Annotated in this window: 24 protein-coding genes and 1 pseudogene; 9 read left to right on the top strand and 16 right to left on the bottom strand. The window is 67.2% G+C overall.

The genetic code is table 11. The features are described from left to right. Positions 1-152 precede the first annotated feature (152 nt). The 8 genes from ACESK5_RS05290 to ACESK5_RS05255 form a co-directional block, all read right to left on the bottom strand. Complete coding sequence (locus ACESK5_RS05290; RefSeq protein WP_372910505.1) at positions 153-1,013, bottom strand: SDR family NAD(P)-dependent oxidoreductase; 861 nt, start codon at positions 1,011-1,013, stop codon at positions 153-155. Between the two features lie 6 nt (positions 1,014-1,019). After that, positions 1,020-2,165 carry a cellulase family glycosylhydrolase gene (locus ACESK5_RS05285; protein ID WP_372910504.1) on the bottom strand — a complete coding sequence of 382 codons (1,146 nt, stop codon included), beginning with the start codon at positions 2,163-2,165 and terminating at the stop codon, positions 1,020-1,022. A gap of 105 nt (positions 2,166-2,270) precedes the next feature. Beyond that, a complete protein-coding gene (dgoD, locus tag ACESK5_RS05280; protein WP_372910503.1) occupies positions 2,271-3,422 on the bottom strand; it encodes a galactonate dehydratase in 1,152 nt (383 codons plus the stop codon). Between the two features lie 6 nt (positions 3,423-3,428). Then, a complete protein-coding gene (locus tag ACESK5_RS05275) occupies positions 3,429-6,242 on the bottom strand; it encodes a glycoside hydrolase family 2 protein (protein WP_372910502.1) in 2,814 nt (937 codons plus the stop codon). Between the two features lie 147 nt (positions 6,243-6,389). Further along, positions 6,390-7,178 (bottom strand): hypothetical protein, encoded by a 789-nt coding sequence (locus ACESK5_RS05270; protein ID WP_372910501.1) that lies wholly within the window; start codon positions 7,176-7,178, stop codon positions 6,390-6,392. Then, positions 7,178-8,023, bottom strand: a complete 846-nt coding sequence (locus tag ACESK5_RS05265; RefSeq protein ID WP_372910500.1) for a carbohydrate ABC transporter permease — start codon at positions 8,021-8,023, stop codon at positions 7,178-7,180. Before ACESK5_RS05265 ends, ACESK5_RS05270 begins: the two co-directional genes overlap by 1 nt. Beyond that, positions 8,020-8,943: a carbohydrate ABC transporter permease gene (locus tag ACESK5_RS05260; RefSeq protein ID WP_372910499.1), complete on the bottom strand. Its 924-nt coding sequence runs from the start codon at positions 8,941-8,943 to the stop codon at positions 8,020-8,022. The genes ACESK5_RS05265 and ACESK5_RS05260 overlap by 4 nt, the downstream gene beginning before the upstream one ends. A 6-nt stretch (positions 8,944-8,949) precedes the next feature. Further along, positions 8,950-10,281: an ABC transporter substrate-binding protein gene (locus tag ACESK5_RS05255; RefSeq protein ID WP_372910498.1), complete on the bottom strand. Its 1,332-nt coding sequence runs from the start codon at positions 10,279-10,281 to the stop codon at positions 8,950-8,952. A gap of 188 nt (positions 10,282-10,469) precedes the next feature. On the opposite strand from ACESK5_RS05255, the gene ACESK5_RS05250 reads away from it, so the two are divergent. After that, entirely contained in the window at positions 10,470-11,585 is a 1,116-nt protein-coding gene (locus ACESK5_RS05250; RefSeq protein WP_372910497.1) for an ABC transporter ATP-binding protein, read from the top strand. Between the two features lie 24 nt (positions 11,586-11,609). On the opposite strand, the gene ACESK5_RS05245 is transcribed toward ACESK5_RS05250, so the two are convergent. Further along, on the bottom strand, positions 11,610-12,572 hold the full coding sequence (locus ACESK5_RS05245) for an IclR family transcriptional regulator C-terminal domain-containing protein (RefSeq protein ID WP_372910496.1): 963 nt from the start codon (positions 12,570-12,572) through the stop codon (positions 11,610-11,612). Positions 12,573-12,730: 158 nt separating this feature from the next. Continuing rightward, positions 12,731-13,810, bottom strand: a complete 1,080-nt coding sequence (locus tag ACESK5_RS05240) for a glycerol dehydrogenase (RefSeq protein WP_372910495.1) — start codon at positions 13,808-13,810, stop codon at positions 12,731-12,733. Between the two features lie 1,119 nt (positions 13,811-14,929). On the opposite strand from ACESK5_RS05240, the gene ACESK5_RS05235 reads away from it, so the two are divergent. Then, positions 14,930-15,493, top strand: coding sequence for a hypothetical protein (locus ACESK5_RS05235; protein WP_372910494.1), 564 nt, complete (start codon positions 14,930-14,932; stop codon positions 15,491-15,493). Between the two features lie 86 nt (positions 15,494-15,579). Here the strand turns inward: ACESK5_RS05235 and ACESK5_RS05230 are convergent. Continuing rightward, positions 15,580-16,478 (bottom strand): annotated as a pseudogene (locus tag ACESK5_RS05230) (aldo/keto reductase). A gap of 132 nt (positions 16,479-16,610) precedes the next feature. Between ACESK5_RS05230 and ACESK5_RS05225 the strand changes: the two are divergent. The 4 genes from ACESK5_RS05225 (at position 16,611) to ACESK5_RS05210 (ending at position 19,575) form a co-directional block, all read left to right on the top strand. Beyond that, positions 16,611-16,979, top strand: a complete 369-nt coding sequence (locus ACESK5_RS05225) for a winged helix-turn-helix transcriptional regulator (protein ID WP_372910493.1) — start codon at positions 16,611-16,613, stop codon at positions 16,977-16,979. A 191-nt stretch (positions 16,980-17,170) separates the two neighbouring features. Continuing rightward, entirely contained in the window at positions 17,171-17,479 is a 309-nt protein-coding gene (locus ACESK5_RS05220; protein ID WP_372910492.1) for a cupin domain-containing protein, read from the top strand. Positions 17,480-17,591: 112 nt separating this feature from the next. Then, positions 17,592-19,070: a hypothetical protein gene (locus tag ACESK5_RS05215; RefSeq protein WP_372910491.1), complete on the top strand. Its 1,479-nt coding sequence runs from the start codon at positions 17,592-17,594 to the stop codon at positions 19,068-19,070. Positions 19,071-19,251: 181 nt separating this feature from the next. Then, a complete protein-coding gene (locus tag ACESK5_RS05210; RefSeq protein WP_372910490.1) occupies positions 19,252-19,575 on the top strand; it encodes a hypothetical protein in 324 nt (107 codons plus the stop codon). A 156-nt stretch (positions 19,576-19,731) separates the two neighbouring features. On the opposite strand, the gene ACESK5_RS05205 is transcribed toward ACESK5_RS05210, so the two are convergent. The 5 genes from ACESK5_RS05205 to ACESK5_RS05185 all read right to left on the bottom strand — a co-directional run bounded on the left by ACESK5_RS05205 (position 19,732) and on the right by ACESK5_RS05185 (position 23,091). Next, the gene (locus ACESK5_RS05205) at positions 19,732-20,154 is read right to left on the bottom strand and encodes a DUF2391 family protein (protein ID WP_372910489.1); all 423 of its coding nucleotides are present in this window, start codon (positions 20,152-20,154) and stop codon (positions 19,732-19,734) included. Positions 20,155-20,242: 88 nt separating this feature from the next. Next, positions 20,243-20,725 carry a pyridoxamine 5'-phosphate oxidase family protein gene (locus ACESK5_RS05200; RefSeq protein ID WP_372910488.1) on the bottom strand — a complete coding sequence of 161 codons (483 nt, stop codon included), beginning with the start codon at positions 20,723-20,725 and terminating at the stop codon, positions 20,243-20,245. Positions 20,726-20,839: 114 nt separating this feature from the next. Beyond that, a complete protein-coding gene (locus ACESK5_RS05195) occupies positions 20,840-21,262 on the bottom strand; it encodes an HIT family protein (protein ID WP_372910487.1) in 423 nt (140 codons plus the stop codon). Beyond that, positions 21,259-22,161: a type II CAAX prenyl endopeptidase Rce1 family protein gene (locus ACESK5_RS05190; RefSeq protein ID WP_372910486.1), complete on the bottom strand. Its 903-nt coding sequence runs from the start codon at positions 22,159-22,161 to the stop codon at positions 21,259-21,261. Before ACESK5_RS05190 ends, ACESK5_RS05195 begins: the two co-directional genes overlap by 4 nt. A 153-nt stretch (positions 22,162-22,314) precedes the next feature. After that, the gene (locus ACESK5_RS05185; RefSeq protein WP_372910485.1) at positions 22,315-23,091 is read right to left on the bottom strand and encodes a hypothetical protein; all 777 of its coding nucleotides are present in this window, start codon (positions 23,089-23,091) and stop codon (positions 22,315-22,317) included. A gap of 578 nt (positions 23,092-23,669) precedes the next feature. Between ACESK5_RS05185 and ACESK5_RS05180 the strand changes: the two genes are divergently transcribed. From ACESK5_RS05180 to ACESK5_RS05170, 3 genes are all read left to right on the top strand, one after another. Beyond that, positions 23,670-24,401 carry a winged helix-turn-helix transcriptional regulator gene (locus tag ACESK5_RS05180; protein WP_372910484.1) on the top strand — a complete coding sequence of 244 codons (732 nt, stop codon included), beginning with the start codon at positions 23,670-23,672 and terminating at the stop codon, positions 24,399-24,401. A 403-nt stretch (positions 24,402-24,804) separates the two neighbouring features. Further along, positions 24,805-25,320 carry a winged helix-turn-helix transcriptional regulator gene (locus ACESK5_RS05175; RefSeq protein ID WP_372910483.1) on the top strand — a complete coding sequence of 172 codons (516 nt, stop codon included), beginning with the start codon at positions 24,805-24,807 and terminating at the stop codon, positions 25,318-25,320. Between the two features lie 85 nt (positions 25,321-25,405). After that, positions 25,406-26,416: a hypothetical protein gene (locus ACESK5_RS05170; RefSeq protein ID WP_372910482.1), complete on the top strand. Its 1,011-nt coding sequence runs from the start codon at positions 25,406-25,408 to the stop codon at positions 26,414-26,416. Positions 26,417-26,506: the final 90 nt, after the last annotated feature.

Raw genomic sequence — 26,506 nt, 5'->3', positions numbered from 1 at the left:
GTCCTGTCTCGCTCTATCCTGTAGGTGACGCGTTCGCCGGCGCGTTCTCGCCACGGGGGGCAGCTCTCGGTAGGCGTCGCCACGCGGAGACCGGACGGTGCGCGCCACGCCAGTCCCGTCACCGGTCCGAGTGAGCGAACGCCGACCCGCGGTCAGTCAGTGTTCGGTGCCGGCGGCTCCCGTCTGTCGCCGGTGCGAACCGATTCGGCGTACTCCACGAACGTGTGGTCCTGCATCACTGCGGACCGTCCGCCGTCGACGAGGACGCTGGTCCCGGTGACGAACGCGGCGTCGTCGCTCGCGAGGAACGCGACCGTACCGGCGACGTCCGCTCGTGTGCCGAGTCTCCCGAGGGGGTGGAGCTCTTCGACGCGCTGTCGTTCGTCGTCGGAGAGTTCCTCTCTGGTCCGTTCGACCTCGACCCAGCCGGGATTGACAGTGTTGACGCGGATGCCGTGCGGGCCGAGTTCGAGCGCCATCGCGCGAGTCATCCCGTTGATTCCGGCCTTCACGGCGTTGTACGGGAACAGTCCGGGCATCGTCGAGAACGCGTGGTTCGAGGACATGTTGACGATCGAGCCACCCTCGGACATGTGTTCGACCGCGTGCTTGGCACACAGCCAGAACGAGCGGAAGTCCGTCTCGAGGACGAACTCCCAGTCGTCCATGGCTGCGTCCGTCGCCGTCGTCTCCGTCTGGACCCCTGCGTTGTTGACGAGGACGTCGATTCCACCGTAGGTGTCGGCAGTCGCCCGGACCAGCGCTTCGATGTCGTCGGGGTCGCGCACGTCCGCCCGGACGAAGTGTGCGTCGCCGTCTGTTCCGGCGGCTGTCGCCCGGGCCGAGAGTTCGCTGGCGATGGCTTCCCCCTCGTCGACCGACCGCCCCGTGATGACGACGTTCGCTCCCTCGTCGACGAACCGGCGGGCGATTCCCGCACCGATACCGCGAGTCGAACCGGTGACGAGTGCGGTGCTCCCTGCGAAGCGTCTGTCCGTCCCTGGTTCGCTCATCCCGATTCACCTGTGAGAGGGTTCCGGCCGGTCGTCGCCGGAACGGTCGACATCGGCGTCGAGCGATTCGGCGTCGACTCCCGGTGCCCGTTCGGCGACCTCCTCGAGGGAGGGTGGTGTCTCGTCTCCGACGACGTACCGCTGGAACGTCTCGTACTCCCCCTGCCGATACGGGGTTCCGTCGTCGTGGACGAGGTCGTGGAACCACGTGTCGGTGTCCTCGTCCTCGATCGCCTCGGCGATGGACGTCTGCGCCGTACTCCACGGGAGGTGCGTCTGGAGCTTCCCGTTGACGAAGCCCCAGGTGTAACAGCCGATTCCCTCCCGCTTGAAGTACGGGAGGTGCGTCTCGGCCAGGTTGTCGCGGGTCCGGGCCAGCCACTCCGTACAGAGGAGCGGACGACCCCACTCCTCCTGGAGGGACTCGACACGGTGTCTGGTGAACGCGAAGTCGCTGTAGTCGTGGAACGACACGACGTCTGCCTCCTCGCTGCCGATGCGGTTCTGTTCGGTTCGGTTCGGGTCCCAGTTCACCCCCGCCGTGATGGGGTGGATGGGGTCGGCCTCGCGCGCCCAGGTGAACGACTCACGCAGGAGCGGGTTCGACTGTTCGTCCATCTTGCTGTTGCCGGGTTCGTTGTAGGTGTCCCAGCAGAAGACGCGCTCGTCGCCGCGGAAGCGTCGGATGACGTCGCGGACGTACGCCGCGAGGTCCGTCCAGGTCGAGCGGTCGACGACGCGCTCGTGGCCCGGACTCGGCGTCCACTGGCTGTTGTGCGTCCCCGGGATGGGCTCTTTCTGCGGGCCGAGATACGGCTCGTCGCCCGAGAAGCCGACGTCGTCGAAGAGGACGAACATCGTCGAGATGCCGTGGCTGTCGGCGATCTCCAGGAAGCGCTCCATGCGCCGTTCGAGACCCTCGGGGTCGTCTTTCCAGACGAGATACTGCAGGAAGACCCGGACGGAGTTCATCCCCCAGTCGGCGGCCCAGCCGAGTTCCCTGTCGATGGTCCCGGGGTCGAACGTCTCCGCCCGCCACATCTCGGTCGGATTGACCGCCGTGGAGGGGAGGTAGTTACACCCGACGGGCCACTCTTTCTCTCGATACCAGTCCCAGGCCTGTTCTTCGGTCCATCTGTCGCGTTCGGTCATGGTCGTTCTCGTGTTCTCGTGACGGCTGTGTTCGGCGTGCGGTTCGGGGTGGTCGGCGCGTCGTCCGCCTGTCCTCTCGGGGGACGGTTCGTCTCGCGCCCCCCACTACCACTCGGCGACGCTCCCGTCGTCGTGTCGCCAGACGGGGTTGTGCCAGTCGACGTCTCCCGCGCGCGCTTCGACGACGTCCTCGTCGAGTTCGATGCCCAGACCGGGTCGGTCCGGCAAGTCGACGTACCCGTCGTGGTAGTCGAAGACTGCAGGGTCGGCGAGGTAGTCCAGCACGTCGCTCCCCCGATTGTAGTGGATGCCGAGGCTCTGCTCCTGGACGAGCGCGTTCTGACAGACTGCGTCGACCTGCAGACAGGCGGCCAGCGCGATGGGGCCGAGCGGGCAGTGCGGCGCGAGCGCCACGTCGTACGCCTCGGCCATGTCGGCGATCTTCTTCACCTCGGTGATCCCGCCCGCGTGTGAGAGGTCGGGCTGGACGACGTCGACGACGCCCTGCTCGAACACCTCCTTGAACTCCCACCGCGAGAACATGCGTTCGCCCGTCGCGATGGGCGTCGAGGTGTGCGTGGCCACCTCCGAGAGAGCCTCGTTGTGTTCCGGCAGCACCGGTTCCTCGACGAACATCGGGTCGAACGGTTCGAGCTTCGTCGCGAGACGCTTCGCCATCGACTTCGCGACCCGACCGTGGAAGTCGACGCCGACGTCGACTTCGGGCCCGACCCGCTCGCGAACCTCACGGATGCGGTCGACGGCCGCATCGACGGCGGCGGGGTTCTCGACCCGCCGGAACTCCGGTGTCGCGTTCATCTTGAGCGCGGAGAACCCCTGGTCGACCTTCTCGCGTGCCGCGTCACCGACGGCTGCCGGACGGTCACCACCGACCCACTGGTACACCCGCATCCGCTCTCGAACGGGACCCCCGAGGAGTTCGTAGACGGGCGCGTCGAACGCCTTCCCTCGCAGGTCCCAGAGCGCCTGGTCGATGCCGGCGATGGCGCTCATCAGGACGGGACCACCGCGGTAGAAGCCGCCGCGGTACATCGTCTGCCAGTGAGCCGCGACGGGGTGTGGGTCCTCGCCGAGGAGGGTCGTCTCCATCAACTCCTCGACGGCGGCCCGGACGGTGTGGGCGCGCCCCTCGACGACGGGTTCGCCCCAGCCGACGCGGCCGTCGCTCGTCTCGACGCGGAGGAACAGCCAGCGTGGCGGCACCTCGTACAGTTCGTAGTCGGTGATTCGCGGCATGGGTCGTCAGTCCCGTTCGGGCCCCCGCGTCGCGAGGTCGGCGACGAGTCGGTCGAACAGCACTGTCGCAACCGCGTGTTCGCCGTACTCCCGTCCGATGGGGAACGTGCAGGTGCAGGCCGTTCCGTCACCGATTCGGCGGAACGCGAGCGGCGAGCCCCAGTTGGCCATCCACCCTTCGATGTAGCCGACGTGAATCTCGTCGGAGTCGCGGTGGAGGTCGGTCGCCACGGCGTTTGGGAAGATTCCCTCGAACGCCCAGCCGAGCCGTTTCCCGCCGGTGAGGTCGGCCAGGAACGGACTGTCGTGGGCGTACATCGCCGACGCGAGGTTCCAGTTCTCACCCGGCGGGAGTTCGTGGTAGCTGAACAGGTTCGTTCGCGGGTGGAACTCTCCCCCGGACGGGAGGAGCAGTACCGCCGCGCCGTGTTCGACGAACTCGCCCACGTGGTCGCCGACGTGGGTGACCACTGCGACGTCCGCCTCGTCGATGTCGTCGACGAGCGAGTACCGCGCCCCACGGAGTCGCTCGGCGAGCGCGTCGTCACCGACGAACAGGCTGACGGCCTGCTGTTCGGGGAGCGCCCGCGGTGCGACCACCACGTGTTCGCGGTTGGTGGTGGTGCCGGCCTCGCTGTCGACGGCTAGCTCCACGGTGAGCCGTCTCGGCCCGTCCGGAGCCTCGGGAACGAACGAGACGGTCCCGAGGTCCGTCCGCCCGAACGACTCGAGCGTGTGTTCTTCGACGCCGCTGTCGACGACCTGTTCGCCGTCGCGGACGGTCCACTCCACCGTCGCCGGCCCACCCGTCCCGGTGTCGTTCACGACGCTGAGGTCGACGGCGAACGGTTCGCCCGCCCAGCCGACGTGCGAGTCCGGTTCCGCCGTGACACAGAGCGCCCCGTTTATCTCCGCGAAGCGGTCGTGGAAGACCTTCTCTTCGCGCAGGTAGTCGAGGATGCCGTTGAACTCCCACTCGATGTCGGTCCACTCCGTGACGACGTAGCCGGCGAGTCCGTCGCGTCGTCTGAGTTCCTCGATCTGGTCCTTCAGCGAGACGAACTCGCGCCACTGCCACGTCTCGACGGCCTCGCTGAAGTCGCCGAACATCTCGGGGAGTGCGGTGTCCGCGTATCGTTCGTCGAAGCCGGCGGGTGACCGTCTGACGCCCGACTCGAGGTGGAGGTGGTGGCTGTCCAGGTCGCCGCCGCGGAACTCTTCGGGGACGAGGAACGGGTGGTAGAACCACGGCGGGTTCCCGTCGTACCGGTCGCGGAGGCGGTCGGTGTCACACAGCCCCCACGTCCCGAACTCCGAGACGACGATGGGCGTCTCGTGGGGGTCGGTCCACTCGGCCGCGTAGTTCTCGTGGGGGTGAGCGAGGATGTGGTCGAGGTCGGCGGCCCACTCGGCCGAGCGGTCCGGACTCGCGAAGTACCGGGGGTAGTCGTTGATGTCGGTGGCGACGTGCGCCCAGCCGGAGTTGTCACAGACGAGGCGCGTCGGGTCCCACTCGGTCGCCTCCTCGTAGAGGTGACCGAGCGTCTCCTGTTTCTCGGGGTCGTCCCAGACGTACGTCTCCTCGTGGTGATGGCCGATGCCCCACTCCTCGTTGTAGAGACTCCAGGCGACGACCGACGGGCGGTTGTAGTCGCGCTCGACGAGTCCGCGGGCCTGTTCGCGTACCTCGCGCTTCGACCGTTCGGTGTACCGGCCGGGGTTCGCGACCTCCTCCCAGACGAGGATTCCGAGGCGGTCTGCCGCCTCGAGCCAGGCCGGGTGAGCGGGTTTGATGTGTTTGCGGAGGAGGTTGAACCCGAGTTCCTTCGCCGTCTGTATCTCACGCTCGAACAGGTCGTCCTCGAAGGGGCGGTACAGCGTCTTCGGGTAGTAGCCCTGGTCGAGCGCACCACGGATGAACAGCGGTTCGCCGTTCAGGTAGAGTCGACGTCCCGCGAAGGAGACCGAGCGCATCCCGAAGTAGTCCTGGTACGTATCGACCGCGTTCCCGCTCTCGTCGACGAGGTCGACCACGACGTCGTACAGGACGGGGTCGTCGGGGTGCCAGTACGCCGGGTCGTCGAGACTGACCGTGGTGGTGGTGTGACCCGCGGTCGGGTCGTGTTCGTCGGTCGTGACTGCGACGGGGTCGGAGGTGACGACGGCTTCGTCGTCGCGCTCGACCCGGACGCGAACGGCGAGCGCCTCGGCGGCCGACGAGTCCCACCCGGCCACGTCGACGTCGACCGTCGCGGTGTCGTCGTCGAGGTCCGGCGTCACGCGAACGTCGTCGACGTGCGTCTCCGGCCGCGTCTCGAGGGAGACGTCCTGCCAGACACCGCTGACCCGGGTGTACCAGGGGTCACCCTGCTTGCCGTGTGGAATCTCGTCGATGTCCTCGGGGTCGTCGACCCGGAGCGTCACGACGTTCTCTCCCGGCTCGAGCGCCTCGGTGACCTCCACCTCGAACGGGAGGTAGCCACCGCGGTTCGAACCGCACTCGACGCCGTTGACCCACACGGTCGTCTCGTAGTCGACGGCCCCGAACCGGAGGAGCGCCACGGAGTCGTCCGAGACGTCGTCGACTGTCACCCGTCGCCGGTACCAGGCGACCCCGGTGTAGTCCCGGCAGGTCTGGTGCTCCTGCCAGGCGTGTGGAACTTCGACCGACAGACAGTCGTCACTGCCCCAGTCAGCGTCGCTCGCGGTCCACCCCTCCTCGACACCGACGTCGTCGGGGTCGAGACGGAGCGTCCACGTCCCGGAGAGCGAACGTGACGCTCGTTGCGTCGCTGCGGACTGGTGTTGTTCGATGCTCATTTTATCACTGCGTATCGGATGTGTTCTCGCATTCGTCGTATGAATCTTTTCATGGGTTCAAATCGTCTTTTTGACTGTTCAAATCGCGACGGCTCCGACTGTCCGCCCCGGTGCGACCCGGTCGAACGGTTCGTGTCGGCGCCGACCTCATCGAAGCTCTGCGGCGAGACTCGGGAGCGTCCCGTCTTCGGCGGTCGTGCGGACGACGACTTCGACGTGATAGGCAGTCGTGATACCTGCGAACAGCAGGACGAACCCGATGCTGAGACCGAGCGTCGCCACGAAGAGGACGGCCGTCACGAGCAGCAGTTGCAGACCGGTCGCCGGTGACCCCGCGAGCCACACGTACGACTCGCGGAGCGCCGTCCGGGGTTCGACGCCGCTGGCTATCGAAACGAACGTCGGAACCAACAGTACTCCGACGTACAGTCCGCCGTACAGCGCGACGGCGGTGAGTGCCGTCCCGACGAACCCAGTCGCCAGTCCGCTGACGACGTACAGCGACGCGATGCCCACGAACGTCACCGGAAGGAACCCGAGCAGGGTCGCGGGCACGAGGTTCGTACGAACCGTCTCGACGACGTGTGTCCGGTCGACGCGTCCGGTCTCGCGGAGCGACAGTACCACCGAGTACACCCCCAGACTGGCCGGGCCGACGGTCACGAGCGGGAGTGAACAGAGCACCCAGACGAGGCTCACCGGGACGAGCGCCGTACTGTGCCGATAGACGAACTTCAGCGTGGTGACGAACGCGTTCGCGTTCTCCTTCCCGTCGTCCTCGCCGTGGCCGTTACCGAACCGACCGGTCCCGTTGCCGCGGCGGAACACCGACGCTTCCGGGTCGGTGACGCCACGACGGGAGCCACCGTGGTCGAATCGGTCGTCGTCCGCGTCGACGACGCGGGCGGCGTCCGACGCGGGGGTGCTACCGGACATTATCCGGTCGTCCCCTGCATCTGCACGGCGTTCACGAGGTGTTCCTGCAGGACGAGGAAGACGACGAACAGCGGGAGGACCGCGAGGAAGGTCCCCGCCATCTCCGCGCCCGGCTGGAACACCTGCGTCGGTTGCATCGTGACGATGCCGACCGGGAGGGTGAACTTCTCCTGGCCCTGCAGCACGATGAGCGGCCACAGGAACTGGTTCCACGTGTAGACGAACGTGTACAGCGACAGCGCGGCGATGGCCGGCTTCATCAGCGGCAGCACTATCTTGTAGTATATCTGGAACGTCGAGAAGCCGTCGAGTTTCGCAGCCTCGATGACCGAGTCCGGCAGGTCGTTGAAGAACTGCGTGAACAGGAACACGCCGATGGGCATCGCACTGAACGGCAGGATGACCGCCAGGGGGTTGTTGATGAGCCCGAAGTCGGTGATGATGGTGTACAGCGGCACCATGTTCGCGAACACCGGCACCATGAACGAGGCGACGATGACGGTGAACACGATGCGCTTGCCCGGCCAGTCGAGTTTCGTCAGCGAGAACGCGATCATCGAGTCGAGGACGACCACGAGGACCGTCGTCGTCGCCGCGATGATGAACGTGTTGATACCCCACTGGACCATCGGCGCTCCCGAGAGGACGGCCTCGTACCAGCGGAACGTGATCTCCGGTGGAATCCAGTACGGGGTGTTCGTGAAGGTGTACTGCTCCGGCTTCACCGACGTCGACACCATGTAGGCGTACGGCACGAGGAAGAGTGCCGCCGCCCCGTACAGTGCGGCGTAGACGCCAATCGACCGAACCCGCTCGGACAGGTGCCTCGAACTGACGGTGCTCATGTGGTGTCACCTCCGCTGACGAAGTAGTAGTTCCCGAGCGACACGGCCACCAGGACGAAGAACAGGAAGTAGCCGACTGCGGCCGCGTAGCCGAACTGTCCTTCGTTGAACGCCATCCGGAAGAGGTACATCACGAGCGTCTGGGTCGACTCGCCCGGACCACCGTTAGTCATGATGTACGCCTGCCCGAACACCTGGAACGACCAGATGAACTGGACGGTGGTGACGAAGACGATGGCCGACCGCATCTGCGGGAGCGTGATATCCTTGAACGCGCGCCAGGAACTCGCGCCGTCGATCTTCGCGGCCTCGTACAGTCGTTCGGGAACGCTCTGACGGGCCGCGAGCAGGATGACGAAGTTGAAGCCGACCGTCCACCAGATCGTCGCGAGCGCGATAGCGGGCATCGCCCAGGTGAACGAGTTCAACCACGACGGCGGGTTCTGCACGAGGAACCCGACGTAGTAGTTGACCGCACCGTACTGGGGGGCGTACAGTTCCGCCCAGATGAGCGAGACGACCGAGACGGTCAGCACGTACGGGCTGAAGAACACCGTCCGCAGGACTCGCTTGCCCTTGACGTCACGGTTGACGCCGAGTGCCAGCGCCAACCCCAAGACGACGAGCGTCGGCACGGTCAGGACGACGAACACGACCGTCGCCCGGACCGACGTCCAGAACACCGGGTCGCTCAGCATCCGCGTGTAGTTCTCGAAGAGGATGAACTCCGACTGTGACGGCGCGAACGCGTTCCAGTCGAAGAGACTCATGTAGAAGCCCTTCACCAACGGGTAGAGCAGGAACACCGAGAAGAGCGCGAGATACGGCAGTGCGAACAGGATGCCGTCGCGCGTCTCGGAGTCGCTGAGGTCGACCGACTGGAGTCGCCCTCTGAACGAGATTCGGTCTTCAGTTGCCATGGGCTGTCATCCCTGGAGGTTGCTCGTGACCTGCTCTGCGGCCGACGGGATGGCGTCTGCGGCCTCCGCCTGACCGGAGTAGACCTGCTGGAGCGCCTTGTTGACCGGTCGCTGGTAGTCTTGGTTGTTCTCCGTGCTCGGCATGTAGGCGAGGGACCCGTTCTGTGCCATCTCGCTGAACGTCGAGAGGGTCTTCTCCCAGACCGTCGCCGACCGGAGTTCGTCGGAGTCGAGGACGCTCGCGGCCGCCGGGAGGTGACCGGCGTCCGTGCCCCACGTGAGGCTGTTCTGGGTGAGCCACTCGGCCACTTCGGCGGCCGCCTGGGCCTTGTCCGACCCGGCCGGGACGCCGAGCGTGTGGCTGTTGGCCCACGTGAGGTCGGTGTCCTGTTCGGGGCCGACGAACGGCTGGGTCATGCCCCACTCGAAGTCCTGCTGCTGGAGGACGCCGAAGTACCAGGTCCCGTTGATCGTCATCGCCATGTCGCCCGACCGGAAGGCCTTCGTCCCGCGGTTCTCCGTCGCGTCCGCCTGGTCCCAGCCCCACTCTCCGGTGATGTTGCCGTAGAACTCGCCGAGTGCCTGGCCGTGTTCGCCGCCGAACTCCGCGCTGGTCTTGTCGTCGTTGAGGAACGCCCCGCCTCGTCCGCGGAGCCACGCGATGAACTGCCGGACCTGGAACCGGTTGTACGGGTCCGGGCTGAACGCCAGCTTGTCCGTCTCCGATGCGATGGCGTTCGCCGCCTCCTGCAGCTCCGAGAACGACGTCGGTGGGCTCTCGGGGTCGAGGCCTGCCTCCTCGAAGATGTCCTTGTTGAAGTAGAGGCCGTTGGGGTGGGTGTCGAGCGGGAGCGCGACGCGCGACCCCTCGAACTCCGTCTCCCCCCAGATGGACGAAACGTACTCGTCGCTCGCGCCGTCCGAGAGCAGGTCACCGAGCGGCTGCATCGCCTCGACGAACCGCTGGAGTTCCGTCGTGTGGAACACCGCGAGGTCGGGCGCGTTCCCGCCGGTCATCGCGGTGAACAGTTTGTCGTAGTACTCGGCGAACGGCTGGCGCTGGCGCTTGACCTGAACCGAGTCGTGTTCGGAGTTGAACTGGTCGACCATCGCCTTCATCGCCTCGCCGTCCCCACCGGCGAACAGCGTCCAGAACTGGATGGTCGTCGTCCCGGAACCGGAACTGCCCGCGGAGGTACCGGAGGTGCCGCCGGAACCGGAGTCACCGCCGCCACCACCACCACCGGTACACCCTGCCAGTCCAGCGATGCCCGCTGCACCAGCCGCTTTGATGAACCTGCGCCTAGTCGCCGAAGAGTCGCTCTGCTTGCGAGCCATCGTACACTCGTTTCCAGACTATAATATATAATTGTTGTTGTTGGTGAACGGGGGTCGCGTCGACTCTGCGTCGCTCGTTCGCCTCGGTCGCACGCGTGACGCGCTCTCGGCCGACGCATCGGCGTGGCCGAAACGTTTACGATGAAAAATTATATACGTTTCCTCAAGACACATGCAGTCGGTTGACCATGAGCGGAGTCACGTTCAGAGACGTCAAGAAGATGTACGGCGATGTCCTCGCCGTCGAAAACGTGGACTTGGAGATCCAGGACGGGGAGTTCGTCTCCGTCCTCGGTCCCTCCGGGTCGGGCAAGTCTACCGTCCTCCGGATGGTAGCGGGGCTCGAGAGCATCAGTGAGGGGGAGATTCTCATCGGAGACCGCGTGATCAACGACGTGCATCCGCGCGACCGGGGTATCGCGATGGTGTTCCAGAACTACGCGCTGTACCCCCACATGACCGTCCGCGAGAACATGTCCTACGGGCTCCGCCTGACGACGGACCTCTCCAGCGACGAGATCAGTCGCCGCGTCACGGAGGCCGCGGAGATGCTCGAAATCAGCGACCACCTCGAGAAGAAGCCGGCCAACCTCTCGGGTGGCCAGCAACAGCGGGTCGCGACGGGCCGAGCCATCGTCCGTGAGCCCGAGGTGTTCCTGATGGACGAGCCCCTGTCGAACCTGGACGCGAAGCTGAAGATGCACATGCGCACCGAACTCCAGCGCATCCAGGAGGAACTCGACACGACGACGCTCTACGTCACGCACGACCAGGAGGAAGCGATGACGATGTCCGACCGCATCGTCATCATCGCCAACGGGACGATTCAGCAGGTCGGCACCCCGGACGAGATTTACAACCACCCTGCGAACCTGTTCGTCGCCGACTTCATCGGCAGTCCTGCGATGAACCTGTTCGACGTCCGCCTCGACGGAACGACGCTCGTCGGGGAGGGATTCGAGTACGAACTCTCCGACGACCTGGTCGAGACCGTTCGGGCGAACACGACCGGCCGCGAACTGGTCCTCGGCATCCGGCCCGAGGACATCAGAATCGCCACCGAACCCGGGCCGAACACCGTCGAGACGCGGGTGGACGTCGTCGAACCGGTCGGCTCTGACAACTACCTCTACGTCACCCTCGCTGGCCAGGAGTGTACGGTCCGGGCGTCCGCCGACGTGCGACCCGACCCCGGTGACACGACGCTCCTGACGTTCGACGAGTCCGACGTACACCTGTTCGACGCCGAGACGGAGACGAACGTGCTCGGCGAGGACACGCGACTCGTCGAACAGGCCGTCTGAGGCGTTCGTTACCCTCGACGCCGGTCAGACGTAGATGGCGTTCACCTCGATGACGTTCGCCGCACCGGTGACCAACTCGGGCAGTGACTCTTCGAACCGGTCGCCTTTCATCCGGCTCTGCGGTGCCGTGACGCTGACCGCACCGTACAGGCCGCGTTCCTCGATGACGACCGGTGCCGCGATACACCGGATGCCTGGTTTCGCCTCCTGGTCGTCGATAGCATATCCTCGCTCGCGGGTTCGGTCGAGTTCCCCGAACAGGTCTTCACGGTCGGTAATCGTGTGCTCGGTGAACGCCGGAAGTCCGTGTTCGTCGACGATTCGTTCGACCCGTTCACGGGGAAGCTCCGAGAGAATCGCCTTGCCGAGGCCGCTGCAGTGCAGTGGCTCTCGGAGCCCGATCTCGTGTGACGTCTGAATCGCGTCGGCGCCGTGGGATTTGTACAGGAGGACGTTCTGCCCGTGCTCGAGCACGCTCATCAACGCGAGTTCGCCGCTCTCTTCGGCGAGTTCGTCGACCTGTTCGGCTGCGATGTCGAAGATGCCGGTCCCGTATTTCACTCGCTCGCCGATGTCGAGGAACTTCAACCCGTTCTGGTACTCGTCACCCTGCCGTGTGATGTACCCCTTCCCTTCGAGCCACGAGAGGTAGTGTGAGACCGTAGTCTCCGACCGCCCCACGGCTGCTGCGACCGCTCGGGGGGTCGCGCTCCCGAGTTCCTTCAGTGCCTCGACGACGGCGAACGCCAGGTCGACGCTCTCTGTCTCGCGGAGCGACCGGCGATACTCGCTGTCGTGCTTCTCGACTCGCCCCTCGGCGACGAGTGTCGCGAGATGCCGGTGGACCGCGCTCTTCGACATCTCCAGCGCGGACGCGAGTTCGGTGACTCCCACCCGTTCCCGAGCGGTCACCTCGTCCAGTACTCGAAACGTGGTTCGTGCCGTCTTCACCGTCCGTCCCGATTTGTCGACGTTCGATTCGTTCATGATTCTTCGTTCAGAACAGAGCTACAAAACGTTTCTGTTCGGGGAACGGCAGTGGGACTCGTTTTGCTGAGCAGAACGAAACACGAGTGAATTCCGCCCACCGAGACGAACTACACGAAAGATAGGGACAGTTCGGGGAGATCCGGGGGGCGTCCCGCTCACTCGAGGGACCGACCGAGTTCGTCGACAGTCCGCAGTGCATCGGTCACCGCGTCTGGTGTCGGGTCCCCGGGCTGGTTGTCGATGGACGTCTCATCGCGACACGTCGCCTCGGCCACCGCTCCGAGACGGTCCGGAGAGACACCGATGTCGGCGAGGGTCACCGGGAGACCGATGTCGGAGGCGAATCGGGCGACGTCCCGAATCTCCTCGTCGGAGCGACCCTCCAGGACGAGTTGCGTGAGCAGACCGAAGCAGACCATCTCTCCGTGTGTTGGCCCGGTCACACCCACCGAGACGATTCCGTCGTGAACGGCGTGGGCGGCCGCGAGACCGCCGTTTTCGAAGCCCAGACCGGAGAGGAGGACGATCGCTTCGACGGTCTCCTCGACGTCGTCGGTGACGGTTCCGTCGCGCACCGCGTCGACGGCCGCGGGCCCATGTGCTCGAAGGACGTCGTAACACCGCTCCGCGAGTGCGACACCTGCCTGCGAGGGAGAGCCACCGGCGAACGTCCACCCACCGCTCTCCCTGGTCGCTCTCGCCTCGAAGCGCGTCGCGAGCGCGTCACCGATCCCCGAGACGAACCACCGTACGGGTGCGGCGGCGACGACGGCGGTGTCGACGAGAACGAGGTCCGGGCGCTCGTCGTGAACGATTCCTCCCGCGAGGCTCCCGTCGTCGGTGTACACCACCGAGAGTCCACTCGTCGGTGCATCCGTCGAAGCGATGGTGGGCAGCGTGACGAGCCGTCCCCCGATCCGACTACGAACGCCCTTCGCCACGTCGACGACCTTGCCACCACCTACCCCGACGACTACGTCGACTGCCCCGTTCTGTGCGACGTCCGTGAGTCGACTGATTTCGTCGCGAGTACACTCGCCACCGAACGTGACGACCCGGTAGTCGACCCCTGCATCCGAGAGCGAACGGGTCACGGACTCACCGACGACGTCCGCTACGACCTCGTCCGTGACGACGAGCGCACGTCCCCCCAGTCGGCTCACGTGCGTCCCCACGTCGTCGAGTGTTCCGACCCCCTGGAGGTACCGCGGAGGGGCAACGAAGGTGCGTGTCATGAAGAGTCGTTTTCCTACGGAGTGATTACTCTTGTGGGAGCTTCCGGTCACGAGCCCGTTCCATACCACGGAACTCCTGTGCTGTGTTCTCTGTGACGGAACGGACTCTTCTCGTGGACGCGACTCCGGTTTCGGCGGGAACGACACTGCTGCTTCGGCACCCTATTACGGTCGTAGTCGTGTAATCGTCTCCGGCCAGTCAGTACGGTGACTGTCACCGCGTGCCGGTGGCCGGCCGAGGACTACCCGGAGAGCGAGGCGGTACGACTTCCCGAACCGGTTCGTCTCCTCGGTCCCCCCTCTCGTTACAATCGTAGCCACGTAATCCACTAGCTGTGTGGCCCGGTCTCTCGACGGACAGCACTCCCGACAGCTCGCACTCGTTCGGCAGTCGGACACGTCATCGAGAACAAAGTCAGTTGTACAGCTCGACGTCGAGCGGTCCCGGTTCACCCGTCGTTCGTGATTCGTTCGATCCTCACTGTGCTTCGGTACGTCGGTCGGCCGTACGTCGGTGTTCGGACGAAAGTGGGTACGAGGCCGAAGTGACCCTCAGTGTGAGGGCTCGCTCACCGACGCCGTCCGACGTGCGACTCTCTGGAGGGAGTCGCCGTCGCATCTCGCCGAATGAGTACAATTATATACATTGATAATACAGGCGCCTCGCGGCTCACGTCGCTGACGACACTGGACTGTTCACGTCGTCGAGACGCGCTCGACCCGTCTCGAACAGTCACGACAGGCGCGAGCGGAAGCCAGGGCGCCCGCTCGGGTCTCCGACCCCGCCCGGTACGGCAGGCCTCGTGTTCTGAACGTCTCGTCGTCGACTGGCACGGTTCGGGTGCGTCTCCCTCGAACCGACCGAGTGCGGGGACGCACTCCGTCCTGTGATGGCTCGCCCGGTCACGTCGGGCGACTCCGGCCGCGCCCGAGACGGAACTGAGTTCGCAGTCAACTTCTTTTTCAAGTCAGCGCTCTGACGAGACGACACCGATGACGCGCGAACGACTCCGAACGGTCGCCACGGGCGTGGCAGTGCTCACGCGCCCGCGAGCCACGCTCGATGGCCGCCCCGACGAAACAGTCCGCGCTGCGGCCGGAATCGGCGGGGCCGGCTAGATGCGGACAGAACTACTCGTGGCCGGCGGCCTGCTGGCGCTCGTCACCGTCGGTGTCCTCGCGCTCGTGACGGGGGTCGGTCCAGCACCCGGCGGCGAGGCGGGCGCAGACGTCGAGTCGTTCCCGACCGAGACGCCGGCGACACCGGTCGACGACTCGTCCACCGGGGACGGGTCGTCGTCGATGTCGGGCGGGACGGCGACTGCCAGCGAGACGACGGCACCCCCGTTCGGGTTCCGTATCGACGCCATCGAACCGTGCGGCCGAACCTGCCGTGACGTCACCCTGACGCTGACGAACCAGCAGGCGACGACGGCCGAGGACGTCACCGTCTACACGCGCATCTTCGTGGGGCAGGGAACCGACGGCAACGTCGCCTGGGAGGGACGCGCGTCCGTCGGCACGCTCGAGGCCGGGGCGTCGCACACCGCGACCAGACGCGTCGCCCTCTCGTACGGCGAGGCGTTCGCCATCCGGCAACACGGCGGCTGGGTGACGGTACAGACGACGGTCGAGACGGCCGACCGGACCGTGACGTTCACCGAACCGCGGAAGGTTGCCTGAGGTCGTTCGAGGTCGCCTGAAGCTGCCGAAGTCGCCCGATTCGGGCCTCCGGTATCCAACGTGGACGCATCCGTCGTCTGGTGCGCTCACCGGTCCTTCCCGCGGACCGGCCACTGTGGGAAGAGCGGCGCCTCCAGTCGGGCGACGTCGTCGTCGGTCAGTTCGACCGAGAGCGCGTCGACGTCCTCCTCGAGGTGGTCGACGCGCCGCGGGCCGACGATGGGGGCGTCGACGACGTCCTTCCGGAGCAGCCACGCGAGGCTGACCTGCGCGGGACTCACCTCCTTCTCCGCCGCGACCTCCCGAACCGCTTCGAGGACCTGCCAGTTCTCCTCGGTGAACCGGTTCCTGGTGTAGTCGTCGGTCTCGGCCCGAGAACCTGCGGGTACCGTCTCGTCGGGGCTGTACTTCCCCGTGAGGAAGCCACCGGCCAGCGGCGACCACGGGACGACGCCGACGTCCTCCTCCGCACAGATGGGGAGGAGGTTCGCCTCCTCGTGTCGGTCGACGAGGCTGTACTCCGGCTGCAGACAGCGGAACCGCTCCCACCCCTCACGGTCGGCCGTGTACAGCGCCTTCGAGAACTGCCATCCCGCCATCGTGCTCGCGCCGAGGTAGCGAAGAGGTCGATGTAGTCGGTTCCCAGACGGTCGAGACTCCCTTCGACCTGGTCGAGGACGTGTTTGCGGGAGAGGCCGCGCTTGTTCGGGCCCGCTCCCATCTCGAAGGACACCTTGGTCGCGACGACCAGTTCCTCCCGGTCGTGCTCCCGGACGACGTCTCCGAGTATTGACTCGCTCTCGCCCGCCGAGTATGCGTTCGCGGTGTCGAAGAAGTTCACCCCCAGTTCGATGGCGCGTTCGAGCAGGCCGATGCTCGCCGCCCGGTCGTTCATCATCCACTCCTCCCCAGACCCGAAGTTCAGACAGCCGAGGCACAGTCGCGACACTTCGAGACCGGTTCCGCCGAGTCGTGTGTACTCCATCACCAGCCGGTACGGCGCCGGGCGAGAAGTAGTGTCGACGCCGACGTGGGAGCGTAACGCCGAACCTTCGGTGTTGCCTCGTACGCCGCTCGGAGGAGGTAGCGGTAACTACGCGGCCGTCGTACAGTGGTCATGGCCGACACCGGTAACGAGGCTGACGACCCCCTCGCAGTCACGTTCAGCGCGCCAGCACCGACGTTCGACGCCGAGAACAAGGAGCGGTTGTTCAGACGGCTCAGGCAGGCGTACATGGTCCCACTCCTGCACGAGTTCGAGTCGAACCCTGGGCCGAGACGGTTCTCGGAGCTCCAGGCGAAGCTGGACGTCCCCGAGACCACGCTCACGGACCGCCTCCGGGAACTGACCGAGGCGGGGTTCGTCACCAGAGAGTCCTACGACGAGATTCCCCCGCGTGTCGAGTACACCGCGACGCAGAAGACACTCGACCTGCGGCCCGCATTCGAGTATCTCTGCCGGTGGGGGTCACTCCACGGCGACTGAGCGGCCGTCGGTCGCTCGACTCCGACGGTCGACGCCGGACTGCCCGCTCGACGGACTGCGCCACCTCCTCCCCTCGACGGTTGTGCCGCACCGTCCACCCGCCCGGTGACGCCCGGGCCGTGGTGGCTCGTGCGGGCGCGCCTCGAGAGTGAGGGACAGGCTTTCGTGTCCCGCGTCGGGTGATTAAATCCATGCGATGCATCGACACGACGTCCACGCCCGGGTTCTTCGACGTCGTCGGCGGCACCGACCGCTCGCAGGCGGCGACGATGGTCCTCGCCCCCGGTCAGTCGACCGGCGGCCCGGAGAACGCCCACGCCGCGAGCGACCAGTGGCTCTACGTCGTCGCCGGTGAGGGGACCGCGACGATAGCGGGCGACCGGGTCGACCTCGAACCCGGCGTCCTGGTCCTCGTCGAACCCGGCGAGACGCACGAGATAACGAACACGGGGGACGACCCGCTGGAGACGGTCAACGTGTACGCCCCGCCGGAGTACTGACACTCCGGCGCGCTCGTCCTCCGGTGAGACGCACACGGCACGCGGGACCGGACGCGACCACCCGGCAGGCGCAGGCCTCTCGCTGATGCCGATTCGTCGGCCATACGTCCCCATGGATACCCGACAACTGGCGTCGCGGGTCGAAGCGATGTGCGCGCGGGACACGGCCTCGTTCGACGCACGGGTGCGCGAGGAGAGCGAGTGGTTGCTCGACGCGGTTACGGAGGGGGGGTTCGACACCGACATTCGGACCGTCGGTCTCGAGCACGAGTGTTACGCCGTCGACGACTCCGGGGCGCTCACGACGGTCTCTGCACCCCCCGACGACCTGCCAGGCTGTGAGGAGGAAATCGGTCGCCACCAGCTGGAGTTCCAGGTCAGCCCCCAACCGCTCTCCAGCGGCGGTCTCGACGCGGTTCGGGCGGAACTGCGAGCGCTGTTCGAGGCGGCGAGTGACAACCTCGTCGGGTCGGACGAACAGCTAGTGAGCGACGGGGTGTGGACGATTCCGGCCGACCAGGGGTCGGTCGCGTACCTCACCGACCACGAGCAGGCCGGAGGCCCGCCGCTCGCGACGAACATGGTCGACGCCGTCCGGTACCACGCACAGGGACAGACGGCCGACACGAGACTGGACGCGCCACACGTCACCTACGACGGTGAGACGGCGCTGTTGAACAGTCTCACCACGTCGATTCAGCCACACTGCGTGGTCCCGACGGCGACCGACCTCCCCGAGTACTTCCGCTACGCGCTCCGCATCGCAGGGCCCGTCCTCGCGCTCGGCGTCAACTCCCCGCTGTTCCCGCCGGACCTCTACGACGACGCCAGCGCGGAGACGATTCTCGCCGACTGCCGGATGGAGAACCGTATCGGTATCTTCGAGAGCGTCATGAACGCCGCGGACACGACACCGAAGGTCGCCTTCCCCGAAGACGTCGACTCGGTCGCGGAGGCCGTCGAGGACATCGTCGACGACCCGACCCTCCTCCCGGTCCAGTACGACGACCCCGACCGACTCACGCACTTCACTCACAAACACGGCTGTTACTGGCGCTGGATCCGCCCCGTCTTCGACGAGGGTGCCGAGGGACCCGCGAACGTCCGCATCGAGTTCCGGCCGCTGCCGGGACAGCCGACGATTCGAGACGGCGTCGCGTTCCTCGCACTGTTCGCCGGGCTCATGACCGACCTGCCCCGCCGGGACCACCCGGTCGCGGCGCTCGACTGGGCCGACGCGCGAGACAACTTCTACGCCGCCGCGGCCGACGGACTGGCGACCGACCTCGACTGGATCGACCGCACGGGCGAGCGGACGAGCACGACCACAGCACTGTACGACGACCTGTTCACGTGTGCGCGCGCCGGCCTCGAAGCGACCGGGTTCGACGCCTCCCAGGCGGCCGAGGTCCTCGCGCCGCTCCGCGCACGGGTCGACCGTGACCGAACGCCCGCGCGGTGGACGCTCGACCGGGTCCGAGACCACCTCGACGCCGACACCTCGTTCGAGCGCGCCGTCTCCGTCACACAGCACGAGTACCTGCGCCTGCAGCGCGCGACGTTCGACCACGGCGCGTTCGACTCGTGGTAGTCGCCTGACGTCGGCCTCACACCCCCACACGCTCACGTTCCCGTGTTCCACGGTAGACCGTCGCACTCCTCGACCAGTGGATTCGGTCGCGTCTGCGGGGGCGAGCGGCGACGAGAGCAAACGTCTCTCGCAAGCAGAACGGCTCTTGGGCGTCCGACCCACCTGTGAGGTGGAACGACAGATGGCAGAGATAGAGACCCAGCGGCAGATGACGCGAACGGAGATTGCAGAGGTACTGCGCGAGTTCGCGACGCAGCTTGACCCCGCGTACGCGGGCGACCTCCCCGTCGGCGACGACGAGCGCGAGGCGGCGTCCGACGTGAAGGGGACGCTCGTCGTCGGGAACCGGAGTGCGACGATCAACCCGCCCGAGACGCTCGAGTTCGACGTCGAAGTCGCCTCGGACTCCTCGCTGGTCGGCGGAGACGTCGCGGAGCACGTCTCGTTCGGCCTGCGGTGGAAGCCCGAGGCGACCGAGGACGACGGCGAGTTCGAGATCAAGTAACCCCGCTCAGCCGCCCGTTCTGACTCGCGCGAGTCCCCGCCGTCGCGTCCGAGCGCCGGCCGGACGCGGACGACGTCACCGTCGTCCCGGCGCTCCGTCGCTCCGTCGCCCCGTCCGCGAGACACCAGACCAGCCTCGGTGCGTCGCAGTCCCGACTTAGAACAGGCTGTCCGTCGTCACCGCGCCGACGACGCTGAACACCGCGGCGACGCTGATTGCTTGGAACGTGACGTACAGTTGCCGACGGCGCTGGAGGTCACCGGCGAAGAGGTCGGGCGCGGTGACCGCGAACGCGAGCAGAGTCACGGACCCGAACGCGACGAGCATCACGGAGACGAACCGAACGGGAATCCCGAGGACCGCAGCCTCGCGCGCCGGGTCGCGGCCGTCGTCTGCGCCGTACAGTCCGCCGTATCCGATGGCCATGACGGTCCCGACGAGGAACAGGCTGTGGTAGAGGGTCATGTTCCGCGCCAGCATCCACACCTCCTCGGTGACGACGAACGGCCCGGCGAGGAGGAACCCGCCGACGATTTGCTGGGCGGTGTCCGCGAGTTTGTGTTTCCGGCGTTCCTTCATACCCTCTCCAGGTGTGTGAGTCGGATACCTGTTCGGGCGGGGCTCACGGGTGTCGCAGACCCGACGGGCGGCGAATCGACGGTGACCGTCACTCCCGCGCGTCCGTCGCCTCGAACCCCGGGGGGAGGCCGAGATGCTTCAGCCCCGCGCGCTCTGTGACGTCGAAGCGGTAGAGTCGCGTCGCCTCGGTTTCGACGGCGCGGGCGAACACGTCGGGTCGCCACGCGCCGGTCAAGACCTCCTCTGCGGCCGCCGTCTCGTCTTCGGGCACCTCGCTCGTCTGTCCGGTCAGGAGGACGCTCCGCCAGTTGAACGGTGTCTCTGCGCTGTAGACGAGGAACCGTGCAGGCCTGTCCCCCGTGCTCAGTTCGGCCTTACGGCTCTCTGTGCCCAGTACGTACAGGAAGTACAGTCGCGACTCGCCGTCGAAGCCGAACGACATCGGGCGCAGACTCGGCGCACCCTCGGTCGGGAGTCCGAGCACGCCGACGCTCTGACTCGCGAGGTAGCCGTCTATCTCCTCCTCGGTCATCTCGACCATCCCGTACCCTTCCAGTTCTTCAGTTGTCATATGTGAGCGGACGACGACTCGTCAGATAAACCAGTCGACAGTTACTGCGGAGCGAGAATGTGGGCGAGTCGCGCCTGAACGGTCGGTCCGGCGACTGTCTCACTCACTGCCGCCTCACTCGTTGCCGTCTCGAATCGCGGCCGCGATGTCGTCCAGCTCCGCGTCCGACAGTGACGGCCGACTCGAGAACAGTCGGTGGATGGGGCCGTTGCCGTCCCCCTCGAACCGCGGGACGACGTGGACGTGCGTGTGCGGCACCTCCTGTCCGGCGGCCTCGCCGTTGTTCACGGCGACGGTCGTGGCGTCGGCGTCGACCGCTCGCTCGACGCGGGGCGTGACGGCGCTGACCGCCTCGAACACTGCACCCGCCGTCTCCGGCGGGAGGTCGCCCACCGTCTCGTGGTGCGCTCTCGGGACGACCAGCGTGTGTCCCGCCGCGAGCGGGTTCGCGTCGAGGAACGCGAGCGCCTCGCTGTTCTCGTAGACGGTCCGACTCGGCAGGTCGCCGTCGACGATACGGCAGAAGATACAGCTCATGGTTCGAACCCGTGGTGCGTCGCGGAAAAATCCCCCCGCTCGCCCTCCGGTTCGTACACCGTCGTCGCGAGGTGCTCCCGCCCGAGATATCGGCGCCCGACCGTGACGGCGACGATGAGCGCCACGAGGACGAACACGACGTCCTGCGCGAGCGGCACGGTCGTCGTCGACTCCCAGGGGTACGCGAGGTTCGTCAGCCAGTGGAAGCCGACGGCCAGCGGGACGCTCCCCTCAGAGCCGTTGTAGACGACCGTGAGGACGATCGACGTCGCGACGAGCGTGACGAACAGGCGGACCAGGCCCGGGAGGAGCGCCCCCTCGCGCGCGAACTCAGCCGTCGAGACGACGAGCGCCGGCGCGTGCCACAGCGCCCAGACCAGCCCTAGGAGGACCCCGGCGACGAGACCGCTGTAGCGTCGCTGCAGGAGCGGCAGCGCGAATCCACGCCAGCCGAACTCCTCGACGGGCCCCTGCGTCAGCCTGAGCAGCGAGACGACGACGAACGGGCCGAGCCAGTCGGCGCCGAGGCGCACCGGCGGGCCACCGGTCGCGCTCGCGACTAGTGCTGCGACGAGGTAGACGAGCGGCACGCCGAGGAGTACGGCCGCGTACCACGGCCACTGCCCCCGGACGGCCGTGACCCGCCGGCCGTACGCGCGGACCCCCGGCCAGCCGTCGACGAGGCCGACGACAGTGACCGCCGAGAGGGCGGGCGCCCACACCGCGAGGAACGCCAGCGGGGAGTACCCCGAGACGCTCGCGGTCAGACCGACGAGCGGGGCTGCAGCGAGCACGAGCAGTGGCACCCCCCACGAGAGCGCGAACGTCAGCAGGAAGAACCCCGCCAGGCGGTGTCGGCGGAGCCACGCCCGCGAGCGAGTCCCTCTCGACGCGTCCATGCTCCGACTACGACGCCGACCGACGAAACGCCGGCGGTCGGTCTCGGCGGGTGACGCCGAGCGAGGGTCGGCGCTCTGAGTGGGGGTCGCGGGCGTCCGAACGTGACCGGAAGACTGGCGGGGGGTGTGGAGAAGGGCCGACGCGTGTGACGGTCAGTCCCGTCTCGTCAGCAGGGTCCCGACGCCGACGACGAGCGCGCTCACGAAGAGCACCGCGCCGACGAGGGAGGCGTCTCCGACCTCGTCGCGAAGCTGCGCCGCCGCGAGTCGGTCGGTCGTCCGGTCGCCGAGGGTGTCCGGGACCGCCGGGACGGCGTCCGTCCCGATGTAGGTGGCGAGCCACTCGTCGCGGGGTTCGCCGGCCGCCTCCTCGACGAGCGTCGCGAACGCCTCGTCGTCGACCGGCCCCTCGTGGGCGTTCATCGCGACGAAGACGTCTTGGAGGGTGCGTTCCCCGTCCGAGGCGTCTCTGATCTCGCCGTCGAGCGCTGCGAGCACGCGTATCCCCTTGAAGTAGCTCGCGCTGTCGGTGACGCTCTCCGTATCGCGGAGCACGGCGTCGCTCGCCTCGTCGGTTCGGACGTAGTCGTAGAACGCCTCCCTGGAGACGTGGTCGCCCTCGTGTGCGAGCCACGCGGCGTAGTACTCCGCGCTGGCGTCGTCGAACCACGCCATCCCCGACCCGGTCTCGTACGACTGCCGGCTGTGGACGTGCTCGTGGAACCACGCGTTGTCGGCGGTGTCGAGCGGCCGGCCAGCGCCGACGTACATGTCCTGTCGTCCCTCGACCTGCGCCCGCGACAGCTTCCCGGGCGCATCGATGGGCGCCGGCGCGACGAAGACGGTCAGCCGTTCGTTGCGCGCGCCGACGCGCAGGTCGTCAGACGCCTCTGCGAGGGCGTCGGCGACGGTGTCGGGCAACTCGGCCATCTCGGCCGCCTCGGGGACCACGAGTCGGATGGTCTCCCCGTCGACCGTCCGCGTCTCGGTCTCGTACGGGCCGAGGTAGGCGTAGCCGGGGCCGACGACGCCCTCCCCAGCAGGTTCGCCGCGTTCGACGACGGTCGGTTCGGGGGCGTCGGCCGCGCGGCTTCTCGGCAGAGAGTGACGGTGACGGCGACAGTGACAGTGATTCGGGTTCGACGGACTCTGATTCGACCGATTCGACCGACTCCGATTCGACGGACTCTGATTCGGCCGACAGCGGTGATTCGGAAGCGACGGAGACGACCGAAGCCGAAGCGACGGAGACGACCGAGGAGGAGACTCCGGAGGCCGAGACCAACGAGACCGAGGCGCCGGAGGCGGGGACGGCTGCCGACGCGGAGCAGACCGAGACGCCAGCCCCCGAGCGGACGGAGAACGAGACACCAGAGACGGCAGCCACTCCCGAACCCGAAGAGCAGACTGACGCCGCTGCCGCTGCCGGTGGGACCGACGACGGCGACGCGGGTGAGTCTGGGGACCACGACTCGACCGGCTTCGGTCCCGAGTCGGCGGGTGCGGGCGTGGCTATCGGTGCCGGGACGCTGGCGGCAGGTGCCATCGCCCGCCGCGTCGCTTTCTCGGGGTCGACGGGCGCGAGTGCGGCCAGCGTCGCGTCGACGACGGCGACGAGCGACCCGCGTGGCCTCGCGCGCCTCACCGGTTCGACGCTCTCGAACCTCGCAGACCGGGTCCGGACCGTCGTCTCGGACTGGGCGGGTCGGATTCTCGCCGCGGCGGGCTACACGAAGTGGGCGGGTGACGACCCGCTCGGACACGACACCCGCCCGGAACTGTACGACCACGTCCAGGCTGAGCCCGGCACCTACCTCTCGGCGTTCGAGGAGGCGCCGGCCGTCGACGCCACCCTCGGGACGGTCCGGTACCACCTGAAGATCCTCGAACGGGAGGGACTCGTCAGCTCCGAGAAGGTCCAGGGGAAACGACGGTACTACCCCATCGGGAGTTCCCCGAACGCGCTGGACGTCGCGCTCGAGAGCGACTCGACTCGTGCTCTCCTCGAGGCGCTCACCGCGTCTCCCGACTCGGTGTCGGGACTCGCCGAGCGCATCGAGCGCGACCCGAGCACCGTCTCGCACCACCTCTCTCGACTCGAATCGGAGGGGCTCGTCGAGCGCGAGCGCGACGGCCAGGCGGTGACGAACCGGCTCACGCCGGGCGTCGAGACGGTTCTCACACAGGGGCCCTTCGCGGAGACGGACCGAGGAAGCGACCAGGCGACGGCGGACGACTGACGACTGCGACGAACGGCGGACGGTATCGAGGACGAGCCGACCCCTTCCGTCGGACCCGTTCCAGTCGTTCCGACTGCGGCCTTCGGACGACATCTACCCCAGTCGCGAGCAGTCGGTGCACGCCGCATTTCGGCGCCGTTTCCGGTCCTTCGAGACGTTAGTGTCGCATTAAGACCCCGGGACGGCGCGCGAATCGCTTCGAAACAGTGCCGTTTCCCGTTCGAAACGGTCGGGACGATTGAGACGAACGCCCCGGTTTTTGTGACTCACGTCCCTCCGAACTGACAGCGAGCGGCACGAAGCGGCGCTCTCTCGACGCTCCCCGCCGTCGGTGGCGACCGTCCGGGGAGCGGAGCGACAGCCGAGCCGAGCAGTGCCAACGCTACCACTCGAGATTCGAGCCATGACCGGAGATACCAGACGACCGGCCGACGTCACGCACGAGACGCGCGCATCCCTCTACGAACACCTCCGGACGGAGCCGGGCACGCACCTCTCGGCACTGGCCGACGTCGGTGGAGTCGACGCGTCCCTCGGGGCGGTCCGGTATCACCTCAAGGTACTCGAGCGTGAGGGGTTGGTCACGTCCGAGAAACGCCGGGGGAGACGCCGGTTCTTCCCCGTCGGGACCCCTCCCGACGTGCTGGAGTGTGCTCTGAACTCGGCGTCGACTCGTGCCGTCCTCGAGGCGCTCGCGGAGTCCGCCGACACCGTCTCCGGCCTCGCCGAACGGCTCGACCGCGACCCGAGCACCGTCACCTACCACCTCTCCCGACTGGAAGACGACGGGCTCGTCGAGCGCGAGCGCGACGGTCAGGCGGTCGTCAACCGACTCACGCCGGGCGTCGAGGCCGTCCTCACGCAGGGAGTCGCCGACTCCCAACCGTCCGTCGGCGAGCGCGCGGCAGCCAGCAACTGACGCGGCGGCGTCTCGTCGACGGGTCGTCCCGGACCGGTCGCCGTGACGGGGTACGTTTTTGACCCGACCCGTCGAAGCCCCGTACATGTCAATCGACTTCGAACGCTCGGTGCAGGAGGCGACGTTCTACAACCCGCTCGAGGACTTCGAGCAGACGACCGTCGAGACCGAGGTGCGGGTCGACCCACTGACGGGACGGACGGCCCGGGTCGTCACGGACAACTTCCTCATGCCCGAGTCGCCCCATATCGACGACTCCGTGGTCGACAGCGAGGGCTGTTTCTTCTGCCCCGGCACCGTCGAGGAGGCGACCCCGACGTACCCCGACTGGATCGGCCCCGACCGGGGAAAGAGCGGCGAGGCGACGTCGTTCCCCAACCTCAACCCGTACGGCGCGTACTCGAACGTCGTCGCGCTCACCGAGGAACACTTCGTCCCCATCGACGAGTTCACCACGGAGCAGTTCGCCGACGGCCTCTGTGCCGCCTTCCAATACGTCCGCGACGTCTTCGACCACGACGACGACGCGCGCTTCGCCTCGGTGAACATGAACTACCTCCGCCCGGCGGGGTCGAGTCTCATCCACCCGCACATGCAGACGCTCGTCGACGACCGGGGGACGAACGAACAGCGGCGGGTGAGCGAGGCCGCCAGCGACTACTACCAGGAGAACGACGAGGTGTACTGGTCCGAACTCGCGATTCAGGAGCGTGGCGGCGACCGCTACCTCGCCGAAGTGGGCAACGTCCACTGGCTGGCCCCCTTCGCGCCGAAACACCACCGCCACCTCGTCGGCGTCGCCGCCCAGATTCACTCGGGCGTCCCGGAGCCGCGCGGCGACGTGACTCACGACTTCGCGGAGGGACTCGTGAACGTCCTCTCGTACTACGCCTCCCTCGGCCTGAACAGCTTCAACGTCGCACTGTTCCTCGAACGCGACGACCCCGCCCTCCCACCCGTGCTGAACGTCACCGCCCGGTCGGTGTTCGACGAGTACTACTGGAGCGACGCGACGTTCTTCACGTCGCTCCACGACGAGGGCGTCGTCGACGTCGCACCCGAGGTGTACGGCGACGAAGCGCACGACTTCTTCTGAACGTCCCGCGCCGCGTCCCCCTCACTCCTCCTCGCTCTCGTCCCCGGCCACTCCCGTTCGTCGGTGGTGTGGAACGCCACGACTGCCCCC

The organism is Salinigranum sp. (assembly GCF_041641895.1).
In the GTDB taxonomy this organism is placed as follows: Archaea; Halobacteriota; Halobacteria; order Halobacteriales; family Haloferacaceae; genus Salinigranum.
This window is presented reverse-complemented; position numbering and strand designations above follow the sequence as displayed.